The organism is Paenibacillus sp. FSL M7-0802, assembly GCF_038004945.1.
Taxonomy (GTDB): Bacteria; Bacillota; Bacilli; order Paenibacillales; family Paenibacillaceae; genus Paenibacillus; species Paenibacillus polymyxa_B.
In genome coordinates, this window is sequence record NZ_JBBOSD010000001.1 from 5057325 (window position 1) to 5083394 (window position 26070).

Genomic DNA, 26070 nt, shown 5'->3' on the forward strand with positions numbered 1-26070 from the left:
TGCCAAGTGTGGATGTGATTCTCAGCCATCTAACCGTCAATGTTTTTATAGGGCAATAGGTCTATTTCTTGGGGGAGAACTCGTGATTCTTAGCACGCCACGAAACTATGAAGGCAAGTAGCATAAGAATCAGTAACGCCCACGGGAAAGAGCTGCTTCCAAGTGTCTCCAGAAGAATTCCGCCAAGCAAACCGCCTCCACCAATGGCCAAATTCCAAGCGGTTACAAGCATAGACTGTGCCACATCTGCGCTCTCACAAGGCAACAGTTAAATAGACAACAGCAGGTTGGTGACTTCCGATTCCCAGCGCCAAAGATGCGATAGCGAAGCCGAAGGTACTCACAAGTACCAGTAGACGCAGCCAGCGGTCAATGAATACACCGATCAACCCGATTCCGGCAACCGAAGTTATTCCAAAAATAAGCAGCACCACATCTGTTTGGGAAGCCAGTCCAGCTTGATTTAGATAGGGAGCGATATAGGTGTAAAGAATATTATGCGCTAGCACCCAAATTAAAACGACAGTTAAAGGTATATTTTGATATAACTGAAATACTATTATTTCATGGAGGGAATAACCGCATGGTTATAACGGGTGTATGTCTGTGAATATGAATCATCTTGAAGTGTTTATGAAGGTTGCGGAGAAAATGAATATGACGGAGGCTTCCAAAGCGCTGTTTATTTCCCAGCCTGCGGTTAGCAAGGCTTTGATCCAATTTGAAAATACTTTGCAGGTGAAATTGTTTATTCGCGACAAGCAGAATGGACTCGTACTGACCGAAGTGGGAAAAGAAATGCTGAGTCTGGCCAGACAAATGAAGGAAATCGAAGATAAAATGGTTCAGCTTGCGTGTCAGGAGAATAAGCTTTTACGCGGTAAAGTAAAAATAGGCTCCTTCCCGGCAGCCTCTACGAACTTGCTTCCAGAAGCGATCTGCTTATTCCGCTCCCAATACCCCGATGTCACCATTGAACTGATGGAAGGAAACTCGAATCAAATTAAACAATGGGTGGAGGATCGCACTGTTGAAATTGGAATAGTAGCTTCTCCTTTCGATCATTATGACGTCCATATTCTTGAACACGATTCCATGGTTGCTATCATGCCGGAGAATCATCCATTGCAAGCAGAACATGAGGTTTCTCTGGAACAGAACAGGAACGACCTTATCTTCTGTAAAGGAGGACATGAATCTGCTGTATTAAACACCTTGCATGAGCAGCAAATTCCTTTCCAGGAGAGTCTCACGGTCCAAACGGCTGAAACCTTAGTCCATATGGTCCAAAAAAAGTTGGGCATTGGCATTATATCGAAGTTTACGCTTTCCTCGGTGTCCCATACACTAATCGTTAAAGAGATCATTCCCCAAATTTCGCGGGATATCGGAATTATCGCGCATTCTTTTGATGAAGCGACCCCGGCAGCCCGTGAGTTTGTAAAAGCGTTGGGTCAGTTATATCGTTCGAGTGAGTAACTTAATAAAAGGGCCTTTGTAAAAGCAAGGGCCCTTTTTGTTTGGTTTGTATTGGGGAGATATGAGGAATGGAGTACAGAGATTATTTATAAAACGGGAGATTCATGCTGTTGTTGCAATACAGACTGAACAGCCCGCTGCCAGCCAGTATAATATTTCTCTCTGGTAGCCTCATCCATCTTTGGTTCGTATGCTTCATACATTTTAAGATTGGAAGCGATTTGCTCTGGATCGGACCAAAAGCCTGTGCCGAGCCCACCGAGATAGACCGAACCCATGGCCGACAGCTCGGCACATGTGGATCGGGTCACAATGTTGCCCAGAATATCGGCCTGAAATTGCATCAGCCAAGTGTTGGAGGAAGCCCCGCCGTCCGTGCGCAGGCCGACCAACTCAATCCCGGACTGTTCCTGAATAAACTCTATAGCGTCCCGTACTTGGTAAGCGATGCTCTCCAGCGCAGCCCGGACGATGTGTCCTTTGCCAGTTCCACGGTTCATACCGATAATTGCTGCCCGGGCGTAGGGATTCCAATAGGGAGCGCCCATTCCGACAAAGGCAGGCACAAGATAGACGCCATCGTTTGCAGGAACGCTTTCGACTAAGCGCTGCATTTCCTCAAAGGTAGAGAACAGTCCTAAGTTGTCCTGCGTCCATTTGATGCTGTCGCCTGTTGTCCGGATGATGGCTTCAAGCGCATACGTAACAGTTCCGCCGGCCCCCCAGGCGATAGCGGTTACAAGTCCGTCACCGCCATCCACCGGATGATTCCCTACGTTCATTAATACAGAGGTACCCGTGCCAAAGGTTGCTTTGGCTGTTCCGGGCTTGAAACACAGATGCCCATACAATGCCCCTTGTGAATCCCCAATGACGCCCGAAATCGGTATTTTCTCATTGAAAAGGTCGCAATCTGCCGTATATCCGAAAATAGCGTCGGATGGTTTAACCTCAGGCAGCAGGGAAGAAGGAACGGAGAACAGCTGGGCAAGCTCTTCATCCCACTCCAACGTGTGGATATTGAACAGCGATGTACGGCTGGCATTTGTAAAGTCGGTTGCATGGTTTTTACCGCCGGTAAGCTTCCAGACCAGCCAACTGTCCATGTTCCCTGCAAGTAGCCTCCCTTCAGCCAGCAGGTTGGCAGCTCCTTCCGTATGTTCAATGATCCATTTGAACTTGGCAGCGGAGAAATAAGGGTCAAGCATAAGCCCTGTTTTGGCGTGGATGGTTCTTTCGTGGCCAGCTTGCTTCAGCTCGGCGCACAGGTCCGCCGTACGTTGGCATTGCCAGACAACAGCATTATATATTGGCTGACCAGTCCTCTTATCCCACACCAATGCCGTTTCGCGTTGATTGGTGATTGTCAGCGCAGCTAGTGCGGACGGGTGGACGCAGGCTTGCTCCAATACGCTGCGGGCCGTTATTTTGACATTTTCATAAATTTCGAGCGGATCATGCTCTACCCAGCCGGGATGGGGGTAATATTGCCTATGCTCCATCCCGCTGCGGGCGATTACTGTACCCTGATGGTCTACAAGGAGTGCTTTGGTGCCTGAAGTACTCTGGTCGATGGCCAATATATATTGTTGATTGTGCTCCATATGCTTCGCCCTCTACTTATTAATCAATTCGAATGCAATTTGTTTGATATTGTCACCCGTAATGCCGTAGTGGTGGAAAACTTCCGCCGATTTACCGGCAATCGCCGGCTCATCCGGGATGCCGAGCATTCTCATAGGAACCGGGTGATTCTGCACAACAACTTCTGCCACGGCTGCGCCGAGACCGCCGTAAATGCTATGTTCCTCAACGGTAATGATGCGTCCAGTTTCACGTGCAGCGGTAATGATCGCCTCTTCATCCAGCGGCTTGATTGTATGCATGTTGATTACCCGGGCGGATATGCCTTCGTCGTTGAGTGCCTTGGCGGCATCGAGTGCGATTCGCACGGTTTCACCGACACCAATAATTGTAACGTCGTTGCCTTCTCTCACAGTTATAGCTTTGCCTATTTCGAATGGGTAATCATCGGTTTCGTAAACGTCCTCAACGGGATTACGCCCGATTCGCACGTATACGCCGCCGTCATATTTTACAAGCGCTTCGGTCAGTTTCTTCGTTTCGTGACGATCAGCAGGCAGGACAATCGCCAGTCCCGGAATTGCCCGAGCTACTGCGATATCTTGCACGGAGTGGTGTGACATGCCAAGCGCCCCGTAGCTGACGCCTCCGCTAATGCCGATGAGCTTCACATTTGTCCGCGAATAAGCAACGTCAACTTTGACTTGTTCAATACTGCGCATACTGAGGAAGCAGGCTGGTGAAGTCACAAACGGTTTTTTGCCGCTGTGGGCCAGGCCTGCAGACATGCCTACGATATTCTGTTCGGCAATGCCGACCTCGACGAACTGCTGCGGGAACGTATTGGCAAAGGGAGCCATTGCAGCAGAACCGCGCGAATCGCTGGCCAGTACCATGATATCACGGTCGTCTTTGGCCAACTCCAGCAGTGTGTCACAGATTACTTGGCGATTAGGAATTTTATTCATGCTTAATGCACCTGCCCTTTCTGCGTCAATTCTTCGATCGTTGCCTTTAGCTCTGTGAGAGCCAGCTCCAACTCTTTATCATTAGGCACATGGTGATGCCATGCCGGGACATTTTCGGCGAACGATACGCCTTTGCCCTTGGTGGTATTGGCCATAATTAACGTTGGCTTTCCGGCTACTTCAGGGGCGGACCTGAATGCCTTAAGCAATTCTTCCATATTGTTGCCGTTGATAGAGACGACGTTCCAGCCGAAGGCAGTCCACTTCTCTTCCAGCGGCTCCAGTCCCATGACTTCTTCGGTAGCACCGCTGATCTGGAGTCGGTTGCGGTCGATAATGCCGATCAGGTTATCCAGCTTATAATGAGAGCCTGCCATAGCGGCTTCCCAGTTGGAGCCTTCGGCCTGTTCGCCGTCTCCCATTAAACAAAATACACGGTAAGGACGGTCATCCCGCTTGGCAGCTAGTGCCATGCCTACGGAAATGGGCAGGCCGTGGCCGAGGGCCCCGGTGTTCATTTCAATCCCTGGAACCTTGTTGTTCGGGTGGCCAATGAGTCGGGTGCCGAACTGGCTATAGGTCTCCAGCTCTTCTTTTGGGAAAAAGCCCCGGTCGGCCAGAATACACCATAGAGATTCTACGGAATGCCCTTTGCTGGCGATAAAGCGATCACGGTCATCCCATTTTGGATTAGCAGGGTCAACGTTCATGATTTCATAATATAAAGCCGTTAAAATGTCTGTATTGCTCAGCGATCCCCCCGTATGTCCCGTTTTGGCGCGGTGAATGATGGTTAGCAGGTCCATGCGGATTTGTGCGGCTTTTACTTTCAGTTCCTGGATTTCCATAATGTCCTCCTCAAGATAGGTATTATAGGGATGGGCTTTGTCGCTTTAGACGTCTCAAACGTGAAGGTTCGGGCGCTTATTACGGGCGAGATCGGATCCTCTAAGCCAGCTTTGAATTTCCTGTTCCGTGGGATCGACCGGATCAGGCGTCAGGCCGGGTATATAATTGCAGGCCTCATAAATGGCCGGGATCACATTGGCGTGGATACCTACGGAATGATGGACGTAAGGCCCTTTTACGAGTTTTTCCTCCCACAGCGGCCAATCGTTTACTTCCACCCATACGTAGGAGCCGCGGGTATAAGGACCTTCAATACCCCGGGCACGCCCGAGGAACATGGAGTACTCACCGTGGTCGCCGTCAAATCGGGCAATGGTCATACCGCCACCGCGGATTTCGCCTTCATGAGTTCCGGGAGAATGGTCGTCGAAGAGAAAATGTTTGCGTAACTTCGGTTTGTTCTCTACGGAGAGCGAGACCGGGAAATTGCCACAGTGGAAGAGAAGTTCGCCGTTATCATTCTCAGGATGTCGAACAGTAATATCTGCGAAGAAGGTTGGCAATGTGTTCATGGAGGCAGCCTGCACCATAATGGAAGTAATGGCTCCATGGATATCTGTTTCACAAGTAACCGGAATTTGTTCGTCAGTCAGGATTGCATTGGCCAGACACGGCATAATAGATATGGCATCCTGCAAAGAGGACCAGCACTGAATTGCGATAGCGCTGCTTCCCGTCTCACGGGCGAAGGATTTCATGGCGACCTTTAAAGCGGCTATCCGTCTTACATCATCTTCGGTCACTTCACTGTAATCGAGTTTTTCTTTAATGTAATCCATCGTTTCCAGAAGCTCTGAGCTATTGCTGGAGGCGATTTTTTTGGTTCTAAGCTGAATGTCGACAATGGTAATGGGATGAATCTCAATGCCGAAGCGTTCCAGCAGTTCGCCTTCATTGCACATCATCGTCCAGAATGAAGCGGGGCGGGGGCCAATCTGGAGAATGCGTAAGCTCTTGAATTGGCGCACGACGTTGGCAGCCGCCACAAAGTTGGTAAAGCCTCTTTCGAAAACCGGATCATTCACCCAACTGTTCGTTACATAGGTGAAGGGAACGTTGAATCTTCGCAGCACTTTACCTGTGGCGAAAATACCGCATTGGGTGTCGCGAAGGCGCATGCCGTCCGCAAGCGGCGCTTCATCCCGCGGTCCCCACAGCAGGACAGGCTTGCCGAGCGCCTTGCCTACACGAGCTACAGTATCTTCTGTACCAAAGTTGCAATGTGGGAAAAAAACAGCGTCGACTTCTTCTTCTTTGAATCGCTTTGCAATTAAATCCGCGTTTATATGGTCGTCATACAGCAAGCCTTCCTCATTAAGGCCCTCCAGGTCTACAATGTCGATATCCATGCCAAAACTCTCAATTTTCTTGCGAATTTCCACTTTGTACTTAAAGGCATCGTCGGCGCTGAACGTAAATCGGCGCGTCGGAGCATAACCCAACTTTAATTTCTTCATGATCATGTCTCCTCTGTACTTGAATAAACAACATTTGCTGAACAAAATAGAATAAATAAACTAAACAAAACCAAATTAGTTTAGTTGTAAAAACTAAATTCAATGACTATTTCTATGTCGAGGCCATAGTAACATCGAATTAAAACGGTGTCAATTAATTATTTAGTGATATTTAGTTATAAAAACTAAAAAATAACTAAACAAATATAAATAAATTCAGCTAATTATTGCATCGCATCTCAAATCGGTGTAAACTTCATTTATTCACTTCACTGCTGTGTTCATCTTATTTAGAATGGAGAATTAGGGCATGAAAATGGAAGACATTGCCAAGTTGGCCAACGTATCCAAATCAGCTGTTTCACTGGCCTTCAGCGGCAAGCCGGGTATTGGCCCGGATACGCGTGAACGTATTCTCCAGGTAGCCCACGAGGCAGGATACAGTCCCAAAAGCAAGACGATAACGGCTTCAAGAAGTGATAAGTCCTTGCTTTTTCTCGTGTGTACAAATTCGGGCATTGTCCTTGAGGAATACTATCAACAGCCATTTTTTAAAGAATTAATCCAGTTTATTGAGGAACGTTGCCGACAAAAAGGGTATTCGTTGATCTTCTCGACGGTCGACGTAGAATTTTTCCAGAGGGATATCCAGATGGTTGCAGAGGAGAAACGCAGTGCAGGCACCATTGTTCTGGGAACCAATCTGACCCGTGAGCAGATCAGTGATATTCATGGCAAGCTGCCGAATCTGATTGTGCTGGATACCTGCTTTGATACGCTTCCCGTACAATTTATCCAGATTAATAATGTTATGGGTGCTTATCAGGCAGGAGCTTATTTATGCGACATGGGTCATACCTCAATCGGTTATATTGCTTCAAATGTACGAATTCATAATTTTGAGGAACGTAAACGCGGATTTTTGGCGGCACTCATGGAACGGGGGCTGAAGATTCCGGAGGCACAAATGCTGGCTGTAGCGCCAACCATTCTTACTTCGCAGGAGGATCTGAATCGGCAGTTAACCGTTTATCTGGAGAGCGGGAAAACTTTGCCGACGGCCTGGTTCTGCGAATGCGACTATATTGCTATCAGCGCTATGAAGACCATGAGCGAGCTTGGCATCCGGGTGCCGCAGGATACTTCAATTATCGGCTTTGACAACATTACGGAATCGGTCATTGTTACGCCGGAGCTAACGACCATTCATGTAGAAAAAGAAAGAATGGCCGTTCTGGCTGTCGATCTCCTGACCGATACTATTGAGCAGGGAACGCAGGTTACAGCAAAAATCACAGTGGATACGAAATTTGTAGAGCGCAATTCCTGTGCTGCTCCTGCCACTTTCGTACCTAAAGGCGAGCTAACCGAGCAGGCCTGAGTAGAGGATAGATTTTGACAAAAGAACGGGGGGTCACCTTGAATGAATACGCGAATGGTTTCGATTCTACAGCATTTGCTGGCTGCGGACACTCCTGTCAACAGCGAGCATCTGGCAAAGTTGATCCAGGTTACTTCACGTACCGTACGTAGCGATATCAGAGAACTGGATGAATTTCTGGCCAAGCATGGAGCATCGATTCAGCCTGTTCGTTCAAGGGGGTATGAACTGAAAATCACGGACGACCGCAGCTTTCGTACGCTCCTACAGCATTTGTTCCTGTATAACGAACCGGATGATCCCAATTCTCCTGAATACCGACAGCGTTATTTAATCTCGCGCCTCCTGCTTACAGAAAATTATTTGAAGCTCGAAGAGTTGGCGGATGAGTTATACATTAGCAAATCCACCGTACAAAATGATTTCAAAGAGGTTAAGCATATGCTACAGGCTTACGGAATCGGCATTGATAAGCGCCCGAATTACGGTGTCAAGCTGAGGGGCGACGAGGTTCGCTTACGTTTCTGCATGTCTGAATTCATCGTCAACCGTTCTGAAGAAGAAAGGACTGGGGGCGTGGAGGCCGCATCGAGAATGGTTACCCCTTGGGAAATGACACTCATTCGAGGTATTATTCTGGAGCAAATCCAGAACCACGGGGTCACTTTGTCGGATGTTGCCTTCAACAACCTGTCCATTCATATCGCTATAGCTTGCAAGCGTATTCGCGATGGGAACAGGGTCGCGATGCTTTCCGATGAAAGGGAAGATTTTCGGGCTACCGAGGAATTTCGAGCCGCTGAACATATTGTTAGCCACATTGAAAAGCAAATGGATTTGACCTTTCCGGAGGATGAGGTTGCTTATATCGCCATGCATCTGGCCGGGAACAAGTGGTTTGAGGGAGTTACGGAGCAACAGACAGAAGAGACAGGGCCTCAGAAGCTCTTGGATCGGGGAATTTATGAGCTTGGCAGAGAAATGCTGGCTGAAATTGACAGGGGCTTTAACCTGAATATCAGCCGGGATCAAGAACTGTTAATGGGCATATGTCTTCATCTGAAATCGGCGCTAAACCGCGTAAAATATAGGATGAATATCCGTAATCCGATGCTGGATCATGTGAAGAATAATTATCCTTTGGCTTTTCAGGCGGGGGTCATAGGTGCCAAGTTAATCGAGAGCAAACTGAATTTGACCATACCAGAGACAGAAATGGGTTATTTGGCGATTCATATCGGGGCCGCCATGGAAAGGCAGCAGATGAACAACAGACCTAAACGCTGCCTTGTCGTATGCACTTCGGGTGTTGGAAGTGCCCGCTTGCTGTATTACAAGCTACGTAGCAAGTTCGGTGAAAGGCTTGAGGTTGCTGGCACGACCGAGTATTACAAGTTGCAGCAGGTTCCTTTGCATGGCATTGATTTTGTGGTAAGCACAGTTCCAATCCCGCAGACATTATCCGTTCCGGTCGTGGTGGTTCAGACTCTGCTTGGCGGCGGTGACATCGATAAGATTGAAGAGCTGCTGACGGATGAAAACGAATTTACTTTCCGCTACATTATGGAAGAGCTTGTATTTCTGAGACATAACTTTACTACAAAAGAAGAGGTTATTACTTTTTTGGGAGAAAGAATGCATACTTCCGGATTGATCCGCTCTTCCGAGGGATTCATCGGATTGGTGATGGAAAGGGAAAATGCTGCTCCTACGGCTTACGGAAATCTGATAGCCATTCCTCATCCTATTATTCCGCAAAGCAACCGGACGGTATGGGCGGTCTGTACACTGAAATCTCCCATAGATTGGTCCGGCAAGCCCGTGCAGTTCGTCTGCCTGCTCAGTATTAACAAAAACGGCGACGAGCCTCCGGCGAAAATGTATAAGCATCTGATGGGACTACTCGACGACTCGGATATTATCCAGCAAATGCTGGAATGCAAAACCTACGGGGATTTTGCTCAAATTATTGTCAAACATAAACTGTATTAAAATAAAGCTCTGCACGACATCTGCTTGGATTTTGAACAAGCATCGTGCAGAGCTTCTCTATTTTTTTCCATTGTAAGCATTTCCGCTTCTAGTGGAAAAGGGTTGCGTTTAGAAGTCGGCAAGAATCGTATACACTGAATCTGTAAGCTAAAGAGATGAAATGCATGAGGTGAATTCAATGGACGAGTATCAGGAAATCATAATGGGACTTATAACAAATTCGGGTATTGCGAAGAGTAAAGCTATGGAAGCTATCAGCTTTGCCGAGAAGGGTAATGCGGAGCAGGCAGCAGAATGTCTTGAAGAATGCAAGAACGAGCTGGTCCAAGCGCATAAATCGCAGACGCGACTGATCCAGCAGGAAGCGGGTGGGACAGCTCATGAAGTGACACTGCTAATGGTGCATGCACAAGACCATCTCATGTCTGCCATTACGACCAAGGATCTGGCGAGACATATCGTGGAACTTTACAGCAGATTGAACCGTTACGAAGCAACAGTATCCATCACACCATTATCGGGGAGGAATAACCAATGAAACAAATTACGCTTGTATGCGCAGCAGGAATGTCTACAAGTATGTTGGTACAAAAGATGCAGAAGGCTGCACAGGCTCAAAATGTTGAGGTTGAAATCAGAGCTACTTCCGAAAGCTCTTTTAAAGAGTATGCGGACAAAACGGACGTATTGCTGATAGGACCGCAGGTTGGCTACTTGGAAGACGATTTTAAAACCAAATACGAGCCTAAAGGCATCAAGGTAAGCGTAATCGACAGAATGGATTATGGCATGATGAATGGTGAAAAAGTACTTGCCGAAGCCTTAAATCTATAATCGTCTGTACATATAGATCAACACTTTTTCATTGGAGGTGTTAAATGAAATATCATAAATTGAAAGCGTTTGATTCCAATTTTCTATGGGGTGGATCGACCTCGTCCTATCAGTTTGAAGGAGCATGGAACGAGGACGGAAAAGGGCCGTCTGTTATTGACACCCGTCCGCCCCGGGAAGAGATCACTGATTATAAGGTGGCAAGCGATCATTACCATCACTATAAGGAAGACATTGCCTTACTGGCGGAAATGGGCTTTAAGGCTTATCGCTTCTCGGTGGCCTGGACCCGCATTTATCCGCAGGGAACAGGGGAATTGAATCCGAAAGGCATACAGTTTTACAACCATTTAATTGATGAGTTATTAAAATACGGGATCGAACCGATCGTGACCATGTATCATTTTGATCTTCCGGCAGCTTTGGAAAAAGAAGGCGGATGGTCGAACCGTAGTACAATCAACGCATTTGAAACGTATGCGAAGACATTGTTCGAACACTTTGGGGACCGGGTGAAATATTGGTTAACTATTAACGAACAAAACATGATGATTTTGCACGGTTCCGCTTTGGGAACGTTGGACCCGAACCTGAAGAATCCGAAAAAGGAATTGTATCAGCAAAATCATCATATGCTTCTGGCTCAAGCCAGGGCGATGATTCTGTGCAAAGAAATGTTACCTGAAGCTAAAGTGGCACCGGCTCCTAACATCTCGTGCGTATATCCAGCGTCTTCGCGTCCGGAAGATGTGCTGGCGGCTGATAACTTCAACACAATCCGCAATTGGTTATACCTTGATATGGCGGTGTTTGGCCGTTACAATACGCTGGTCTGGAGATACTTCGAGGAAAAAGGCTATACGCCTGAGATTCAAGAAGGTGATATGAGTATTCTGTCCGCCGCAAAGCCAGACTTTATCGCTTTTAATTATTACAGCTCTGCAACGGTCAAAGCCAGTACCCAGAATTCGGCAGAAAAAGGCGGGATGGGGGATCAGCAAATCTCAGTTGGAGAAGTGGGTGTTTTTGCCGGGAGTGGAAATGAGTACCTGGAACGAACAGAGTTCGGCTGGGGAATTGATCCGGCAGGCTTGCGTGTTACTCTTAGGAAGATCTATGACCGCTATCAGCTACCGCTGATCATTACCGAGAATGGACTGGGGGCTTTTGATTCCTTGGAAGAGGGCGATGTCGTAAGAGATGATTACCGCATCGATTACTTGCGCAAGCATATCAAGCAATGCCAGCTTGCTATTACGGACGGGGTGGAGCTGTTTGGTTATTGTCCTTGGTCCGCAATTGATCTGGTCAGCACCCACCAGGGAGTAAGTAAACGTTACGGATTCGTCTATGTTGACCGGGATGAGTTCAACCTGAGACAATTGCGGCGGATTCGCAAGAACAGCTTCCATTGGTACAAAAATGTGATTTCCTCAAATGGAAGCGTTCTCTAGATTATAGTACAACAGATGAAACTCTAAAGCAGGAGTTGAAGGAATATGGCTAACGAAAAAAAACTATCGCATAAATTACAAAGATACGCTGGGAAAATTCAGCAAAATCGCTATATGAGCGCTATATCAAATGGACTGATGTCCACCCTTCCTTTTTTGATTATTGGAGCATTTTCGACGCTTTTCTCCGCACTTGCCTGGGAGCCTTACCAGACCCTCATCGCACCCATTAAGGGTATTATAGGATTAGGATCGACGATGACAACTGGCATCATCGCCCTCTATGCAGTCTTCTTCATCGCCTACAGACTGGCACAAGCTTTTGACAAGGACCCACTGGTTCCCGCAGCAACGGCACTGCTCTCGTTTCTTATTTTGACGCCGATCCAAACATTCGATAAAGTCCGGGCGCTTCCACTTCAGTGGCTCGGTGCGCAGGGTTTGTTTGTCGCCATGTTGGTTGGCTTGCTCGCTTCCCGATTGTATATCTGGATTGTCGATCGCAACTGGACCATTAAAATGCCCGAAGGAGTACCGCCTACCGTTGTCAAAACATTCTCAGGATTAATTCCGGCGATACTCGTAGCTATGGTATTCGTTATCGTTTCCGGTCTATTCATGCATACGTCATTCGGTACGGTCCATGAGTTTATTTATACCTATCTGCAAGTGCCGCTAGAAGGACTGGGTGGATCACTGGGGGCTATGATTGTCGCCCTCATCATTATGCAGGTGCTCTGGATGTTCGGAATCCACGGTGCAATCGTAACGCTTGCCATCGTCAAACCGATCTGGATGAGCCTGGATCTTGCCAATCTCGACGCTTTCCAGGCGGGAGCTCCGCTACCGAACATTATCGGGCTGGCTTTCTGGTATATCTTCTCAAACTATGCGCCGATGCTGGGCTTCGCTCTCCTGCTGGTCTTCTTGGCCAAGAGCAAGCAATTACGCACGATTGGCAAGCTCGGCCTTCCGGGGACTTTCTTCTCGATTCACGAGCCACTCAATTTCGGAATTCCAGTTGTTTTGAATCCGCTCCTGGCTATTCCGTTTATCAGTTCTCCTATCGTCTGCGCCGTCCTCGGTTATTTTGCGACAACTGCGGGCTTGCTGCCTGCGCCCATCGGAATTTACCCGGCATTTGGCACTCCGATTTTTGCTCTGGGCTTTATTGAGGGGAGCTGGAGACTTGCAGTTGCACAGCTTTTGCTCATTCCCGTTTGTATGCTGATTTACTATCCGTTCTTTAGAACGCTTGATAAACAAGCGTTGAACAGGGAACGCGAAGCACAGGAGAAGTCAGAGCAGGAGGGAACGGCTGGAGCCCAAGCTAGTATCGTTACTTCATAAATGAGCAATAAAAGGGAAAGCGGCGAACTGTTCGCCGTTTTCTGTCATTACAGCAATAAGGGGGATGCCATATGATAAAGCTTGGCATAGCGGAGAATAAACGTTACTTTGTCAATGAAGGAGTTCCATTTTTCTATCTGGCGGATACCGTCTGGAGCGCATTTACCAACATCTCACTGGAGGAATGGGCTGATTATCTTGACTACAGAAGTAGCCAGGGGTTTAATGTTCTGCAAATCAATTTGCTGCGGCAGTGGGATGCCAGCGGCAGTGATTTGGATTACGAACCGTTCGAACGGATTGAGGACGGGAGCTACGATTTTTATTCGCTGAATCCAGACTATTTTGACAGGGCGGAGACAATGGTCGAGATGGCGGTGAGCAAGGGATTTGTACCCGCGCTTGTTTTGCTTTGGTGCAATTATATCCCGGATACATGGGCGGCCAAGCTTCGTGATGAGAAAAAGATGCCTCTGGAGGCGGTAGAACCGTATGTGCGTTACGCGGCAGACCGATTCTCAAAGTATCACCCTATCTATATTGTGAGCGGGGATACCGACTTCCCGTCAGAGCGAGCGAACGAGTATTACCGCACCACACTTCACGTTGTGAAGACACATAGTCCGGAGTGTTTGACTACTCTCCACATTCAGGGGAGACTGGCGGATCTGCCGGATGAGTTCATTAACGATCCTAATTTGGACTTTTACATGTACCAATCAGGTCACAATTCGCAGTTTCAGTCCAAGGCCTACACCTTGGCGTTGGACTTCTACAACAAGCGGGTAACACGGCCTGTGCTAAACTCGGAACCTTGCTACGAGATGATGGGATACAGCCGGAGAGAATACGGTCGTTTCGGCCGTGCCGACGTGCGTAAAGCTGCATGGCAAAGTCTTTTGTCCGGTGCGGAAGCCGGCGTAACCTACGGAGCACATGGAATATGGAGCTGGCACAAAAAAGGGAAACGCTTTGGAGTTACCGGGGAAGGTTTTGATAGCCCCTATGAATGGCAGGCTGCCCTTAAATTTGAGGGAGCGTGGGATTATGGATTCGCGAAGTGGCTGTTCCAGATGTACGGACTGGTAGATTTGCAGCCTTGGAACATAGTACTTAAAAACACGGAAGAGATTCGAGTTGCCTCAACCAGAGGCTTCGAAAAAATTGCTATTTATGTGCCGGTGAACACGGTCCTGAAGCTAGACGCCGATCTCAGAGAATATGACTTTACGATTATCGACCTGGAATACCGCCGATTTGCAGCAGCTTCGGTAGCGTTTCGGGGCAATGTAACGGTTATTGATATGCATAATTTTGAGGGGGATGTCATCGTGATTGGCGTTAAAGATAAGAATTGAGCGTTCGGGCAATCTTCATCCAAATCTCTGTTAGATATCGCTTGCAACCTTTCCATCCTGAACTACGTCAAAGAGGTTGTTAATGGCCAGGCGGCCTAATTCAACTACAAGGTGGAACTTGACATGAACATGAGAAAAAGTGCATTTGCAGCCATTACAACTGTAGCCATTTTGTCCTTCTCCGTTGGAGGTCAAATGTCTGCGGCAGACCGTCAATTCAAGGATTTGGACAACGTAAGCGGCAAAGAAAAAATTATATCCCTTAAAGATCAGGGTCTGCTCAAAGGTGCCTCTGACACGCAGTTTCTCCCGTCATCTAAAGTCACCGCTGCCCAGGGCATTCAGTTGATCTCCGGCGGACTCCAGCTCAGTTTGGCCGCTATTGATTTTAATAAGGCGCCACAGGCCAGCGGACTGTTTACCCATGTTAAGGATACTGCATGGTATGCTGAAGCCTTTATCAACGCGCATTATAATGGCGTAGAGATTCCAAAAGATATCGTTCCTTCAAAAACCCTGACTAAGGAAGAGTTCACCCACATGCTGATTCAGGGCATGGAAAAAGCAGGCGCTCTTCCGATGATTAAAATCGCACCTGCGAATATTGCGGATGACAGCGAACTGGAGCCTTCTTACCAAGGTAGCATTCAACGCTCGCTAGTCTACAAGGTCAATACCTTGGATGCAAATGAAAAGTTTCATCCAAAAAGCGAGATTACACGTGCCGAAGCTGCTGTTATGTTATATAATGCATTGGAATACCTGAATGCTCATACAAAATCGTCATAAATACAGCAATTAAGAGCTTTTCTTCTGAGGGAATTAAGCTTTCAGTTACTTGACATCATTATCGTTAATGTTATAATAAGGAAATCGAATTTAGACCTGCGGTAGCTGATTACCGTAAGGATATTTTCCTGGTCCTTCGGCATATAACACAGGTAACGAATAAATAAGCTGGCTCCGGATGAGGAGTTCAGCTTATTTTTTTGGATCAAAAAGCTTACCGTTTTCACAGATCTACATATTGAGAGGAGACAGGGGTATGTTTGGGAATGACTGGGATGATGTACTACGAGAAGAGGTCGAGAAGCCATACTTTAATGAATTAAGGTATACGTTAGCCAGAGAGTACAAGTTACATAAGGTATATCCTCCAAAAGAAGACTTGTTTTCCGCACTTAAATTAACGCCATTTCATCTGACCAAAGCGGTTATATTGGGACAGGATCCATATCATGGAGAGGGACAAGCTCACGGTTTGAGCTTTTCTGTTAGACCTGGTGTGCGAACACCGCCATCTCTACTAAATATATACAAGGAGCTTCGCGATGATATCGGCACTCCCATTCCGAATCAGGGATACCTCGTGCCTTGGGCTGAGCAAGGTGTGCTGCTGCTAAACAACGTGTTAACCGTGCGTGAAGGACAACCGCAATCTCACCAGGGAATAGGTTGGGAACGTTTCACGGATGCTGTCGTTGAAGCGATTAATGAACGCGAGCAGCCAGCAGTGTTTATTTTGTGGGGGAGCCATGCTCAGAAAAAAGCAAGCTTCGTGAATACCAGCAAGCATTTGGTGCTGAAATCCGTTCATCCAAGTCCATTGGCGGCTCACAGAGGCTTTTTTGGCAGCAAGCCTTTTTCGCGTACCAATGCATTTTTGCAGGAGCATGGAATGGAGCCTATTCGGTGGGAGATTCCTAACCGCTAGCACTGGAGGTGAGGACATGCGTCAGTGGAAGGGACGTCAGGTCATTTTATATCACGGCAACAACGGTCATACCCAGAAGGTGCGCGGCACGCTTGAAAAATGGGATGATATACGAAAGTGTGTTATTTTAGGCCCGAAAATGCTGGCTATTCCTTTTGAAAATATTACGCATATTACCATGCTTCCTCCGGGGCGTGAACGTAGAAGCCGCCATCCGGCGAAGCTGAACGCTATCGGTTATGTAATGAGCGTTCCGTTACAGTTTGATAATGCCATTCATTTTCAGTCGGCGGTGACGATTTGGAGAGAGGATCAGCTGATTGCTTATAATGTAAAGCTGGTTAGCCACTCGGCACACGATGTAATTCTTGAAGATGGACAAACCTTATCTAAAGAAGAGCATTTGTTTGTAGTAAGGTCACTACGTGGAGAACTTTAACTGTAATTATTCACCTTTTTTTGATGAAGGGTTCAATTTAGTTAGCTGCTAACCGATAAAAGTAATGGGATTGTTAATTATATCCTATTTTATAGAGATGAAACTAAGGGAGAGAAACGAATGGAGCGTATGAAACGTATGAGCAAACGGAGTACCTTCTTACTTGCTTTGCTGATGTTTGTATTTGCAGCATGGCCAGCGGGTTTGATCCGGGCTGAGGAGAGCACGACTTCCACGGTACAGTGGGACAGTCAAAATCCGACTACATTGAATCTGGGTGGAAGCCCCGCTCAATTAAAAGTGTGGTCATTGACAGAAAAGGGCAAAGAAGATGTTACACAAAAAGCAGAATGGATCTCTGGGGATTCAAGCATTTTAAAGGTAGATAAGGGACTCATTACTCCTGTGTCAAAAGGGCAGATTAAGATTGTTGCCACATATGAGCAGCAAACGGTAAGTACAACGATTACAGTAAAATCGCCTTACAGCAAGCTGCAATTAAATCCGTCTAGTCCCATTAATTTGACGATTGGTGGAGAATCAAAGCAATTGACTGCTCAAGGTGTACTTACTGGAGGTGGGACGGAAAATGTATCCGGTGTCGAATGGACTTCTTCGAATGCGGCTGTTGCTACCGTTGAAGATGGTCTGGTTCGTCCACTTGCCAAAGGCGTGACTTACATTAAAGCAAGCAAAGATGAACTCAAAGCACAAACGATTGTGTATGTGCGTTCTTCTTCTCAGGCATTAGTATTGAATGCAACTGGGTCCAAATCGGTCTTTCTGGGTAGCTCCCCAATTCAGGTTAGTGCAACCGATGTCAACCTGACTGGCGGCAAGACAGATGTGACCAACACGGCAGAATGGACTTCCTCCAATCCGTTGGTTGCCACAGTCGAGCAAGGTAAAATCACACCGATGGATGCAGGCAATTCGACGATTACAGCGTCCTATCACGGTTTGAGCAAGACTCTGAAGATTAATGTACTTCCGACGGTTGAAAAACTGGTTTCAAGCAAAGCCAGTCTGACTCTCGAAACAGGAGGCAAAACTTCTCTTCCGAGTATATCTGCTTATTTGGTCAATGGGGCTAAAAAAGCAGTTCAATCCGATGTAAAATGGAGCTTAAGCAGTGAAAGTGCAGTTAAAATAGCAAATGGTAAGCTGATTGCAGTGAACCCAGGCAGTGCAACATTGACAGCAACGGTAGGTGCACTCAAACTGGATATTCCAGTGACTGTGCAATACAAAGTGCTCAAGCTGACCGCTTCTGAGAAAAAATATGTATTGGTTGCAGGCCAAGAAGCAAGTATTCCGACAGTAAAAGCACACATGGCTGGTGGCGGAATCCTGGATGTTACCAGTCAGGTAAGCTGGGTAGGTACAACAGCCGCAGTTACAGTAGCAAATGGTAAAGTAAAAGCGGTGAGTGGCGGTAACTCTGGAATCAAGGCTATGTATATGAACAAATATGTGAAAGTACCTGTCATTGTGGAAGGAGCCATTTCTACATTGACACCAAGCTTTTCGAGTGCTGATATGAATTTGAAAGGAAGTAAGTCCCTCAAAGTCATCGGCATATATACGGATGGTAAAAAAGCTACGCTGAGCAGTAAAGTGAAATGGACATCATCGAATGCTTCCGTAGCGATCGTAAAAGGCTCTTCCATTAAAGCCGTTGGAATTGGAACAGCAACGATTACGGGCACATATCAGGATAAGTCGTTTAACGTTGAGATCAAGGTCACACCTAAGCTGCTCAAACTGGTATTGAGCAATAAAAACCTGAAGCTGCCTAAAGGCTCCTCTCAAGTGCTTAGTGTGAATGCAGTTTATGATTCAGGCGCTACTACCAATGTGACAAGCTCAGCGGTATGGACATCTTCCAAACCGTCGATCGTACAGGTTACTGGCGGTCAGGTGAAGGCGATTGATACCGGAAGTTCCAGTATCAAAGTAGTCTATGGTGGTAAGACTGTAGCGACATCGGCCAGAGTGTTAAAATAGTCTACGCATATTGCCACATCCACTTATACAAAATAACCCCCGGTCCAAAGACCGGGGGTTATTTTCAGCTTATTCTACGCCGTCCTGATAATGATTTTTCCAGTGCTTATCGCCTTTGTGTGCGAAGTCTTCAACTGTCTTTTCCAAAGTAGCTACCAGTTGGGCTTTAATCTCAGAAATTGTGTCTCGGAACAGTCTTTCTTCCGTACCATTGATTTTTTCACCATATAGAGCCTGAGCGGCTATAAATTGACGATGTTGCTCCACAAAACTGTCAATCGAATGCAATGCATGCTCCACGTATTGGGAAATGCTATGATGCTCGTTAGGCAGTTGCAATTTTAATTCATGAACTCTGTTTAATAATGCCATGATGATCACCTCGTGCGTTTTGTTATGTCAATAATTATACATCATTTTCGGAAAACTTTCATTAAATTTTGATTAAAATGTGACTTTTATTATGTCATGATTGCATTTTCACTGGTGATCAGGCCTAATTTTCGGAATTATTTCATTCTTTCCTTTGTGTCGTGATTTTAAAATTTAATATATATGACACGAAGATGATATAAGAGCAAGCTGCGACAGCTGTCTTTCTGACATGTTATAATGGGGGAAAAGCCCAGTAGGAAAGGTTGTCAGTATGGTATGAAGCTTTTTAAAGGTTTATTTTGGGGGATTCTGATCAGTCTTCTCCTGTGGTGTGCCTTGTTTGGGCTTGTCCGCTGGATGTCTCATTAAGTCGCTTCCTGTATCTTATACAATAACTCTTGCGACTGTATCCACGTCATTAACGGAAATCGTATATACGTGTTCGTCATCATAGAGCTTGAATTGCTGAGTTTCTTGGTCAGATAGGAGCTTAGGCCAGCCAATTACGGTACTTCCATTCAGTAATCGGATTACAACGGCTTGCATTTGGCTCACGGCCAGTTTGATCTCATCGTTCATTCGTACAACCTCCTCTCTATACTATTTGTCGTCGAATATTCAACCTTTTTTTATAGTCAGTAAGGGGTTACAAAAAATAAAATCCAGGGATTACCTTAGTTGAAGGCATCTACTGGAATAGCTTGAAGGGAAGAGGGAAATTGAAGAAAAAATTGCTAAGTTTTATAGCTTTAGTGCTGCTAGCTTTGGGCGCGTACTGGTTTGAAGGAGGCAATCTTCTTACAAAAATGACAGGAGAGAACCCGCCTTCATCGGCTCAGGTTACGCTGCAATTCCCGTCAGGTCGTTACCCTGAAACGGCGCAGCATATTAAGGAAGCCATTCAGGCGGGAAAATCACCGGTATGCACAATTGACCGTGAAGGAGCCGAGCAAAATCGCAAGCATTCGCTTGCAGGTGTTCCCACTCGTAAAGGATACGATCGTGACGAATGGCCGATGGCTATGTGCTCAGAAGGTGGCAAAGGTGCAAATATCAAATACATAGCCCCTAAGGATAATCGTGGGGCAGGATCATGGGTCAGTCACCAATTGGATGAGTATGAGGATGGAACTCGTGTGAAATTTGTTGTGAAATAGTGCTATTACTTTTTATTACCTTGCGCTGTTTCCTGTCTGGCCTTAATCAACGCCAGAAAATCAAAAAAATCACCTAGTGTATTGAAGCCGGCACCTAAAATGGCCAAGTCTTCAGCGGATAGTTGGTTAAACCATTCCATTTGCTTAGCATCAAACATATTATCACCGCCAACCATTGATAATGTATAGTATGTACTGACGGCAACGAAGGTCAGGGCTCTGGCATACCATTTAAGTATGCTTGTTTTTTGTGCAGAGGATGTGTAGAACTCATGTTTAAATTTAATTTTTATACTAAAATCGTCTCCATCGTTATCGTATTGCTTATACCTATGCTGATCCTGTATGTCTATTCTAATCAGACAACGACAGGTGTATTACGTGAGGAGCTGAATCAATCTAATTATAATCAGCTGACTTTTTTTCAAAACCAGGTGAATACGAATATTGAAATGATTTCCTCCTGGCCGCATCTGCTGATTCATGATCCCGATGTAGCCAGTTTTCAAGCGATTTTTTTGAAGGACAAGGTTCTCAATCTGGATGGAATTAACCTTGTCAAACGGATCCAAACCAAGCTTGGGCTTCAGGAAAGCTCTTCTAATTGGAGAACCGGGCTGAGTATCTATTCTCCTTCGCTTGGACGGGTTGTATCGGAGAATGGAGCAGGTTTATATGACCAGAAAAAACTAAATCAGCTGATAAAAGACGGCTGGCAGGTATCCAAAAAAAGATCATACGGGAAAGACCAATTTATATTTTCATTGTATACATTATCCCCGTTTTCTTCACTTGGTAATCCAGAAACCGCTAACACGATTATTAAGGTTGAATTTGACAGCAGTAATATTCAGGACATGCTTGACCGTTTCAAAGGTGATGGTCGAAAGGAGCCTTTTTATTATAAGAAAGGCGTAGGAGTGATCTTTAATCGTACTGCAAATGAAGAGCTGTCTGGAAAGCTGATTTCTAAATTGGAAAAAATGGGACTCCATGAAGTTGATAATCTGACTGTGAAAATTGGAGAAGAAAGCTACCTGGTTCATGCCGTTCTTTCGCAAACGACTGGTTGGTATTTGATTGATTACATGCCTTTGTCCGATATGATGTCTCCGATTTACTCATCGAATCGACTGTTTTATATAACTGTTGTTGGCTCGCTGCTGGTAGGCTTGATTGGTGCTTACTTGCTTCATTCACAGGTACAAGTGCCGATTCTTCAGCTTGTGCGGGCATTTCGGAGATTAAAGGATGGAGACTATGCTGTTCGATTAAGTCTAAGGGGGAGTCACGAGTTTGCTTTCCTGTCTAGTCAATTTAATCTGATGGTCGAACAGATTCAGGAGCTGTTTGAGAAGGTGTATGTTGAGCAGCTACATGTCAAGGAAGCGCGACTAAAGCAGCTCCAGTCACAAATCAATCCGCATTTTTTTTATAATTGTTTTTCGTTTATTACAAGTATGGCAAAGCTGCGCAATCATGAGGCGGTTGTAGCCATGGCTCAAAATTTATCCAGGTATTATCGGTATACGACAAGACAGGAGCGGGATTTGGTTCCATTGTCAGAGGAAGTCGAGTTTGTTCAATATTATTTGAACATACAGCAGATGCGTATGCCAAGGCTAACGTTTTTAATTCATGTTTCTTCACAAGCCAGCAGTCTGCTGATTCCGCCGCTTGTAGTGCAGCCACTGGTGGAAAATGCGGTGCTGCACGGGATAGAGCCTCAAGCGGAGGATGGTATAATTCATATTTTAACCGAGCGTGTTGGCTCGTATATGTACCTGATTGTGGATGATAACGGACTCGGTTTGAGTAGAGAGGCTATAACTGCCCTGACGTCAACGCTTGACAAGCCTGTGGAAGAGGATCATGGATACGGTTTGTGGAATGTGCATCAACGCATGCGATTACATTTTGGGGAAGATGCAGGACTGGAATTCTCTTTGTCTCCATTGGGAGGATTGCGTGCAGTTTTAAAATGGTCGATCTCAACAGAAGGAGAGCATGCGAATGGTTTAATTGAGCCTTCGCCAAATTCGAATATAGTTAAAACGGAGGGACCAGATGGTTCAGATATTACTAGTAGATGATGAGAGTTATGTAACAGAAAGTCTGGCAGCTACCATTCCGTGGGAGACGCTAGGCATCGAGAGGGTTCATCAAGCGGCTTCCGCATTAGCAGCGGTGGATGTGCTGGAAGCGTACGATATTGATATTCTGGTTACGGATATTCGTATGCCTGGCATGACGGGACTGGAGTTGATTGTTGAGGTAAACGAACGATGGCCACATATCCGAAGTTTGTTACTGACAGGCTATGCCGATTTTGAATATGCTAAAAAAGCGCTCCAGCTTAAGGCTTTTGATTACATTTTAAAGCCGGTGGATGATGAAGAGTTTATCAAATGTGTGTCAGCTGCCATGGATTCGCTAAAGGAAGAATGGGAAGCATTTGACAAGGTTCATCAATTACAATATAGCCGCAGAAACGATTTTGGTGTACTGCGGACCCATTTGATGCATGATTTGCTACTCGGGCGTGATTTGCCAGTACCAAAAATAGAGAGCAAAATGTCTGAGTACGAAATCAAGCTACGCACGGGACATCCTGCCAGTATGCTGCTTATTCAGCTAGGGAAGCATTTTTCTGATATGGACTATCATTCAGTCTCCTTAATTGAGTATGCGATTGGAAATATTGCCGAAGAAGTGTTCGCACCTGATTTTCACGTTTGGCATTGCAAAGCGCCGCATGATTGTTTAATTGTATTAATAGAAGGGAATTGGAATTCATTTCCTGAACGGAGTGCGGATGAGCAGAATCGTTTTTTGAGTGCGGCGATTGAGACCTTTCGAAAAAATGTGAGCAATTACTTGAAAGGGGAAATTTACGTTGCATTAACCGGATGGTTTAAGTTTCCAGAGGAACTGCCTAAGCTATATCAGACAGCAATTAGATCCTTATACTGGAACCATCAGGAGGAGACGGATACACTGCTATTCATAGAAGAACAGACAGAACAGCCACACAGTTCAGTTAAGTCACTGGAGGGGCTTTATATGCACCCTACGCTTACTCATCTGCTAGAGTCCAGGCAATGGGAAGAGGCCGAAGCGAAAGTGAGCCGTGTATTTGGAAAAATGGAAGAGGTGGGATACACACGCGAGCATTTATATGAGCTGTTTATTTCGGTGACGAGCGCCTTTATGTATACAGCGCACAAACAAGGACGTTTCATTACACAGATGGATCAAGTAGGCTTCGATCCGTTACATGCGCAGAAAATGGTTCATTCGTTCCCTCACCTCAAAGAGTGGATACTTTCCATGATGAACAAACTTAAATCTGAATGGTCCGCAAGCGAGCAAAGCGCTAAAAGCTATGTGGTCAAGCAGGTTCAGGAGCTCATCTCCCAGGATAAAGGTCAGGAGCTGTCTGTTAAGACGATTGCCGATCAGGTTTATCTTCATCCAGTCTATCTGTCTAAAATTTATAAAGCTGAAACCGGAGAAGGTTTGGGTGACTATATTATCCGAATGAGAATGGAGCGGGCTCTTTATTTGCTTAAATATTCCAACAAAAAAATATACGAAATTACGACGGAACTGGGCTATCAGAATCCCCAATATTTCAGTAAGATGTTCAAAAAGCATTACGGAATGACTCCGCATGAATTTCGGGACCAGTAAAGATGGGACCAGTAAGGACGAAACCAACAAAGATCAGTTGGGAAAGGTGCAGAAATATTTATTTTGTGACATAGGCTGCGAAGAAAAGCCCTCTTATAATAAAAGAGTAGAAAATGATTTTTAGAGGGGGAACAATATGCGAGTTCATTCGAAAAAAAAGTTGTTGTCGTTGCTCGCCGCAACTATGGTATTAGGAGTTGGCCTTGTGGGCTGCTCAGGAGCAGGAAATGATGGGAATGCGGACAGCACAGCTAAAACTGAAAACGTATACAAAGAAAAATACAATCCAGAAGTCACAATTTCCACGGTATGGGGTGTAGATCCCGCCTTAAAATTTAAAAATGGTGAATCTATCGAAAATAACATTGCGACAAAATGGGCTAAAGAGAAATTCGGTATTAATATCAAATCACTCTGGTCCGTCACAGATACGAATGGTGCATTTGCTACGAAGCTGCGATTGGCTATGTCCTCCGGTCAGGAGATGCCAGACGTGGTTGTATTGGGGACGGAGAATGAGCAACTGGCACAGGACATGATTGATTCCGGTATGTTTGCAGAGGCTGGTCCGTTGTTTGACAAGTACGCTTCGGATTCCTGGAAGCAGGCGATGAATCAGGATACGAACGTATGGAATCAGTATAGCCGAGATGGCAAAAAAATGGGCATTCCTGTGCTTGATTTTGCCTATAACCATGATTATGTATTGTGGGTACGACAAGATTGGTTGGATAAGCTGGGTATGAAGGCTCCAGAGACGATGGATGACTTGGAAAAAGTGATGGACGCCTTTAAAAATAAAAATCCGGACGGACTGGCTCCGAACAAAGTGATTCCGCTCAGCATCGGTTTCAAAACATCCATGAACACTTGGATGGGTGACCCATCCTGGATTTTCGGGGCATATGGCACTCTACCTCAGCAGTGGAACAAAGGCACAGATGGCAGTTTGGAATATGGATCCGTGCAGCCTGGCATGAAGCCGGGTTTGCAAAAGCTGAGCGAGTGGCTCAAAAAGGGATATATTCCTCAGGAAGCAGCATTGTGGGATGAAAATAAAACGTCAAAACCTACAGTCGCAGGAACAGCCGGTATGATTCCTGGACCATATTGGATGAGCGGCTGGCCGCTTCAGGATACAGTCAAAAATGCGCCGGGTGCCGTGTGGAAGCCGATCAAGATTCCAGTGGGTCCTGACAACAAAGCCATGCGCCACGGAACGCAATATACCAATGGTGTTGTACTAATCAACAAACAAATGCAGCATCCTGAAGCTTTTTTCACTTATCAAAATTATTTGTTTGACCATTATGCTAATGCTAAACCGGACGGTGATTTGTCGAATGGGCTGTTTAAGGGCTACGATTATGATTTGGATGCGGGCGGAAAGCTAATGTCTATCGATAAAATACCAGGCGGTTATGTAAACTCTTTTCGTTATTTGCTGGTTCGTGATGGCGCGCGTATACCTGATGCCCAAATGAAGGCTTTGTTAAGTTTGGCTAACGGCGCAGAACCGAAGACCCGTCTGGAGAAAGATGTAATGGTGAATTACGGGAAAGATACTCCTGCAGCTGCCAAAGTGCTTATGGAACAGAAGGATATCTCCATGAAAGATCAGTTCACGGGCCCTACTACGCCAACCATGAAGGCTAAAAAGGACTATCTGGATAAGATTGAAAGTCAGACCTTCAATGAAATTATTTATGGCAAGCAGCCGATCTCTGCTTTTGATACCTTTGTACAGACGTGGAAAACAGCTGGTGGCGAACAAATTACAAATGAAGTAAACGAATGGTATAAAAGCGTCGAAAAGTAAAATCATGATGTTGTAATAGTTAGGAGGGCTGTCCCAAGGTGGACAGCCTTTTTACTACAGCTTTATCAGGATTGAGTAGAAATGAATGCGCTATTATGAT

At 45.9% G+C, this 26070-nt stretch carries 25 protein-coding genes; 16 read left to right on the forward strand and 9 right to left on the reverse strand.

Annotation, left to right across the window (positions count from 1 at the left end; translation table 11 throughout):
* Nucleotides 1–61: 61 nt before the first annotated feature.
* Nucleotides 62–244: a hypothetical protein gene (locus MHB54_RS23050; RefSeq protein ID WP_175405281.1), complete on the reverse strand. Its 183-nt coding sequence runs from the start codon at nucleotides 242–244 to the stop codon at nucleotides 62–64.
* A 10-nt stretch (nucleotides 245–254) separates the two neighbouring features.
* The gene (locus tag MHB54_RS23055) at nucleotides 255–509 is read right to left on the reverse strand and encodes an MFS transporter (RefSeq protein ID WP_068941449.1); all 255 of its coding nucleotides are present in this window, start codon (nucleotides 507–509) and stop codon (nucleotides 255–257) included.
* A 91-nt stretch (nucleotides 510–600) separates the two neighbouring features.
* Here MHB54_RS23055 and MHB54_RS23060 point away from each other — a divergent pair, with 91 nt between their 5' ends.
* Nucleotides 601–1479 (forward strand): LysR family transcriptional regulator, encoded by an 879-nt coding sequence (locus MHB54_RS23060; protein WP_068941452.1) that lies wholly within the window; start codon nucleotides 601–603, stop codon nucleotides 1477–1479.
* Nucleotides 1480–1565: 86 nt separating this feature from the next.
* Here the strand turns inward: MHB54_RS23060 and glpK are convergent, their stop codons facing one another.
* Genes glpK through MHB54_RS23080 form a run of 4 tightly spaced genes read right to left on the reverse strand, consistent with a single transcriptional unit; the run spans nucleotide 1566 to nucleotide 6397 of the window.
* A complete protein-coding gene (glpK, locus tag MHB54_RS23065; RefSeq protein WP_264453585.1) occupies nucleotides 1566–3083 on the reverse strand; it encodes a glycerol kinase GlpK in 1518 nt (505 codons plus the stop codon).
* Nucleotides 3084–3095: 12 nt separating this feature from the next.
* Complete coding sequence (locus MHB54_RS23070; RefSeq protein ID WP_264453586.1) at nucleotides 3096–4031, reverse strand: transketolase family protein; 936 nt, start codon at nucleotides 4029–4031, stop codon at nucleotides 3096–3098.
* Nucleotides 4032–4033: 2 nt separating this feature from the next.
* On the reverse strand, nucleotides 4034–4879 hold the full coding sequence (locus MHB54_RS23075; protein ID WP_023989376.1) for a transketolase: 846 nt from the start codon (nucleotides 4877–4879) through the stop codon (nucleotides 4034–4036).
* A gap of 54 nt (nucleotides 4880–4933) precedes the next feature.
* Nucleotides 4934–6397, reverse strand: a complete 1464-nt coding sequence (locus tag MHB54_RS23080) for an L-fucose/L-arabinose isomerase family protein (RefSeq protein ID WP_023989375.1) — start codon at nucleotides 6395–6397, stop codon at nucleotides 4934–4936.
* A 310-nt stretch (nucleotides 6398–6707) separates the two neighbouring features.
* On the opposite strand from MHB54_RS23080, the gene MHB54_RS23085 reads away from it, so the two are divergent.
* From MHB54_RS23085 to MHB54_RS23135, 11 genes are all read left to right on the forward strand, one after another.
* On the forward strand, nucleotides 6708–7778 hold the full coding sequence (locus MHB54_RS23085) for a LacI family DNA-binding transcriptional regulator (RefSeq protein ID WP_023989374.1): 1071 nt from the start codon (nucleotides 6708–6710) through the stop codon (nucleotides 7776–7778).
* A 42-nt stretch (nucleotides 7779–7820) separates the two neighbouring features.
* Nucleotides 7821–9770 carry a BglG family transcription antiterminator gene (locus tag MHB54_RS23090; RefSeq protein ID WP_209942808.1) on the forward strand — a complete coding sequence of 650 codons (1950 nt, stop codon included), beginning with the start codon at nucleotides 7821–7823 and terminating at the stop codon, nucleotides 9768–9770.
* 178 nt (nucleotides 9771–9948) lie between these two features.
* Nucleotides 9949–10308 carry a PTS lactose/cellobiose transporter subunit IIA gene (locus tag MHB54_RS23095; protein WP_023989372.1) on the forward strand — a complete coding sequence of 120 codons (360 nt, stop codon included), beginning with the start codon at nucleotides 9949–9951 and terminating at the stop codon, nucleotides 10306–10308.
* Nucleotides 10305–10604: a PTS sugar transporter subunit IIB gene (locus MHB54_RS23100; protein WP_023989371.1), complete on the forward strand. Its 300-nt coding sequence runs from the start codon at nucleotides 10305–10307 to the stop codon at nucleotides 10602–10604. Before MHB54_RS23095 ends, MHB54_RS23100 begins: the two co-directional genes overlap by 4 nt.
* Before the next feature lie 44 nt (nucleotides 10605–10648).
* Nucleotides 10649–12058 carry a glycoside hydrolase family 1 protein gene (locus tag MHB54_RS23105; RefSeq protein ID WP_264453587.1) on the forward strand — a complete coding sequence of 470 codons (1410 nt, stop codon included), beginning with the start codon at nucleotides 10649–10651 and terminating at the stop codon, nucleotides 12056–12058.
* Between the two features lie 45 nt (nucleotides 12059–12103).
* On the forward strand, nucleotides 12104–13408 hold the full coding sequence (locus MHB54_RS23110) for a PTS sugar transporter subunit IIC (protein WP_264453589.1): 1305 nt from the start codon (nucleotides 12104–12106) through the stop codon (nucleotides 13406–13408).
* 71 nt (nucleotides 13409–13479) lie between these two features.
* On the forward strand, nucleotides 13480–14766 hold the full coding sequence (locus tag MHB54_RS23115; protein WP_071558502.1) for an apiosidase-like domain-containing protein: 1287 nt from the start codon (nucleotides 13480–13482) through the stop codon (nucleotides 14764–14766).
* 123 nt (nucleotides 14767–14889) lie between these two features.
* Complete coding sequence (locus MHB54_RS23120) at nucleotides 14890–15555, forward strand: S-layer homology domain-containing protein (protein WP_028540524.1); 666 nt, start codon at nucleotides 14890–14892, stop codon at nucleotides 15553–15555.
* A 256-nt stretch (nucleotides 15556–15811) separates the two neighbouring features.
* Nucleotides 15812–16480 carry a uracil-DNA glycosylase gene (locus tag MHB54_RS23125; protein WP_264453590.1) on the forward strand — a complete coding sequence of 223 codons (669 nt, stop codon included), beginning with the start codon at nucleotides 15812–15814 and terminating at the stop codon, nucleotides 16478–16480.
* Nucleotides 16481–16496: 16 nt separating this feature from the next.
* On the forward strand, nucleotides 16497–16919 hold the full coding sequence (locus MHB54_RS23130) for a hypothetical protein (RefSeq protein WP_023989366.1): 423 nt from the start codon (nucleotides 16497–16499) through the stop codon (nucleotides 16917–16919).
* Between the two features lie 120 nt (nucleotides 16920–17039).
* Nucleotides 17040–18926: an Ig-like domain-containing protein gene (locus MHB54_RS23135; protein ID WP_023989365.1), complete on the forward strand. Its 1887-nt coding sequence runs from the start codon at nucleotides 17040–17042 to the stop codon at nucleotides 18924–18926.
* A 69-nt stretch (nucleotides 18927–18995) separates the two neighbouring features.
* Here MHB54_RS23135 and MHB54_RS23140 read toward each other — a convergent pair whose 3' ends face one another.
* Both MHB54_RS23140 and MHB54_RS23145 read right to left on the reverse strand, forming a co-directional pair.
* Complete coding sequence (locus tag MHB54_RS23140; RefSeq protein WP_013310964.1) at nucleotides 18996–19298, reverse strand: hypothetical protein; 303 nt, start codon at nucleotides 19296–19298, stop codon at nucleotides 18996–18998.
* Between the two features lie 387 nt (nucleotides 19299–19685).
* Entirely contained in the window at nucleotides 19686–19880 is a 195-nt protein-coding gene (locus MHB54_RS23145) for a hypothetical protein (RefSeq protein WP_013310963.1), read from the reverse strand.
* Between the two features lie 140 nt (nucleotides 19881–20020).
* Here MHB54_RS23145 and MHB54_RS23150 point away from each other — a divergent pair, with 140 nt between their 5' ends.
* Nucleotides 20021–20458 carry a NucA/NucB deoxyribonuclease domain-containing protein gene (locus MHB54_RS23150; protein ID WP_023989364.1) on the forward strand — a complete coding sequence of 146 codons (438 nt, stop codon included), beginning with the start codon at nucleotides 20021–20023 and terminating at the stop codon, nucleotides 20456–20458.
* Nucleotides 20459–20463: 5 nt separating this feature from the next.
* On the opposite strand, the gene MHB54_RS23155 is transcribed toward MHB54_RS23150, so the two are convergent.
* A complete protein-coding gene (locus tag MHB54_RS23155; protein ID WP_023989363.1) occupies nucleotides 20464–20616 on the reverse strand; it encodes a hypothetical protein in 153 nt (50 codons plus the stop codon).
* Between the two features lie 114 nt (nucleotides 20617–20730).
* Here MHB54_RS23155 and MHB54_RS23160 point away from each other — a divergent pair, with 114 nt between their 5' ends.
* The 3 genes from MHB54_RS23160 (at nucleotide 20731) to MHB54_RS23170 (ending at nucleotide 25970) form a co-directional block, all read left to right on the forward strand.
* Nucleotides 20731–22551, forward strand: a complete 1821-nt coding sequence (locus MHB54_RS23160; protein ID WP_023989362.1) for a sensor histidine kinase — start codon at nucleotides 20731–20733, stop codon at nucleotides 22549–22551.
* Nucleotides 22526–24151 carry a response regulator transcription factor gene (locus MHB54_RS23165; protein ID WP_023989361.1) on the forward strand — a complete coding sequence of 542 codons (1626 nt, stop codon included), beginning with the start codon at nucleotides 22526–22528 and terminating at the stop codon, nucleotides 24149–24151. Before MHB54_RS23160 ends, MHB54_RS23165 begins: the two co-directional genes overlap by 26 nt.
* A gap of 136 nt (nucleotides 24152–24287) precedes the next feature.
* Complete coding sequence (locus MHB54_RS23170) at nucleotides 24288–25970, forward strand: extracellular solute-binding protein (RefSeq protein ID WP_264453591.1); 1683 nt, start codon at nucleotides 24288–24290, stop codon at nucleotides 25968–25970.
* Nucleotides 25971–26070 lie beyond the last annotated feature (100 nt).

What these genes read in the sequence shown, in the direction of transcription:
- MHB54_RS23130 (WP_023989366.1), top strand. Translation starts at nt 16,497, where the DNA reads ATGCGTCAGTGGAAGGGACGTCAGGTCATTTTATATCACGGCAACAAC.
- MHB54_RS23110 (WP_264453589.1), top strand. Translation starts at nt 12,104, where the DNA reads ATGGCTAACGAAAAAAAACTATCGCATAAATTACAAAGATACGCTGGG.
- MHB54_RS23170 (WP_264453591.1), top strand. Translation starts at nt 24,288, where the DNA reads ATGCGAGTTCATTCGAAAAAAAAGTTGTTGTCGTTGCTCGCCGCAACT.
- MHB54_RS23120 (WP_028540524.1), top strand. Translation starts at nt 14,890, where the DNA reads ATGAACATGAGAAAAAGTGCATTTGCAGCCATTACAACTGTAGCCATT.
- MHB54_RS23160 (WP_023989362.1), top strand. Translation starts at nt 20,731, where the DNA reads ATGTTTAAATTTAATTTTTATACTAAAATCGTCTCCATCGTTATCGTA.
- MHB54_RS23140 (WP_013310964.1), bottom strand. Translation starts at nt 19,298, where the DNA reads ATGGCATTATTAAACAGAGTTCATGAATTAAAATTGCAACTGCCTAAC.
- MHB54_RS23100 (WP_023989371.1), top strand. Translation starts at nt 10,305, where the DNA reads ATGAAACAAATTACGCTTGTATGCGCAGCAGGAATGTCTACAAGTATG.
- MHB54_RS23085 (WP_023989374.1), top strand. Translation starts at nt 6,708, where the DNA reads ATGAAAATGGAAGACATTGCCAAGTTGGCCAACGTATCCAAATCAGCT.
- MHB54_RS23165 (WP_023989361.1), top strand. Translation starts at nt 22,526, where the DNA reads ATGGTTCAGATATTACTAGTAGATGATGAGAGTTATGTAACAGAAAGT.
- MHB54_RS23095 (WP_023989372.1), top strand. Translation starts at nt 9,949, where the DNA reads ATGGACGAGTATCAGGAAATCATAATGGGACTTATAACAAATTCGGGT.
- MHB54_RS23155 (WP_023989363.1), bottom strand. Translation starts at nt 20,616, where the DNA reads ATGTTTGATGCTAAGCAAATGGAATGGTTTAACCAACTATCCGCTGAA.
- MHB54_RS23115 (WP_071558502.1), top strand. Translation starts at nt 13,480, where the DNA reads ATGATAAAGCTTGGCATAGCGGAGAATAAACGTTACTTTGTCAATGAA.
- MHB54_RS23090 (WP_209942808.1), top strand. Translation starts at nt 7,821, where the DNA reads ATGAATACGCGAATGGTTTCGATTCTACAGCATTTGCTGGCTGCGGAC.
- MHB54_RS23125 (WP_264453590.1), top strand. Translation starts at nt 15,812, where the DNA reads ATGTTTGGGAATGACTGGGATGATGTACTACGAGAAGAGGTCGAGAAG.
- MHB54_RS23075 (WP_023989376.1), bottom strand. Translation starts at nt 4,879, where the DNA reads ATGGAAATCCAGGAACTGAAAGTAAAAGCCGCACAAATCCGCATGGAC.
- MHB54_RS23060 (WP_068941452.1), top strand. Translation starts at nt 601, where the DNA reads ATGTCTGTGAATATGAATCATCTTGAAGTGTTTATGAAGGTTGCGGAG.
- MHB54_RS23135 (WP_023989365.1), top strand. Translation starts at nt 17,040, where the DNA reads ATGGAGCGTATGAAACGTATGAGCAAACGGAGTACCTTCTTACTTGCT.
- MHB54_RS23105 (WP_264453587.1), top strand. Translation starts at nt 10,649, where the DNA reads ATGAAATATCATAAATTGAAAGCGTTTGATTCCAATTTTCTATGGGGT.
- MHB54_RS23070 (WP_264453586.1), bottom strand. Translation starts at nt 4,031, where the DNA reads ATGAATAAAATTCCTAATCGCCAAGTAATCTGTGACACACTGCTGGAG.
- MHB54_RS23145 (WP_013310963.1), bottom strand. Translation starts at nt 19,880, where the DNA reads ATGAACGATGAGATCAAACTGGCCGTGAGCCAAATGCAAGCCGTTGTA.
- MHB54_RS23080 (WP_023989375.1), bottom strand. Translation starts at nt 6,397, where the DNA reads ATGAAGAAATTAAAGTTGGGTTATGCTCCGACGCGCCGATTTACGTTC.
- glpK (WP_264453585.1), bottom strand. Translation starts at nt 3,083, where the DNA reads ATGGAGCACAATCAACAATATATATTGGCCATCGACCAGAGTACTTCA.